The organism is Paenibacillus terrae, from assembly GCF_000943545.1.
Classification (GTDB): Bacteria; Bacillota; Bacilli; order Paenibacillales; family Paenibacillaceae; genus Paenibacillus; species Paenibacillus terrae_A.
In genome coordinates this window covers 1-229 of the sequence record NZ_JTHP01000224.1, presented here as the reverse complement: position 1 = coordinate 229, position 229 = coordinate 1, and the positions used below count along the sequence as shown (strand labels likewise).

The window sequence follows — 229 nt, the reverse complement described above, 5'->3', positions numbered from 1 at the left end:
CCGGTGCTTCTTCTTGTTCAGGAAGCTCACCCTCTGCAGCAATTACTGCCACAACTTGACCTACGTTAAAGATGTCTCCGTCTTTGGCAAATACTTCTTGAACCGTACCATTGACCGGACATGGAACTTCAACTACAGCCTTGTCATTTTGTACTTCCATGATGATATCTTCATCCGTTACTTTTCGCCGGGCTTAATGTGCATCTTGATGATTTCGCCTTCGTGAAGA

General features: G+C 45.0%; 1 pseudogene. It reads right to left on the bottom strand.

Going from position 1 to position 229, the window contains the following annotated elements:
* A pseudogene (locus tag QD47_RS31385) lies at positions 1-229 on the bottom strand (biotin/lipoyl-containing protein); the annotation flags it as partial.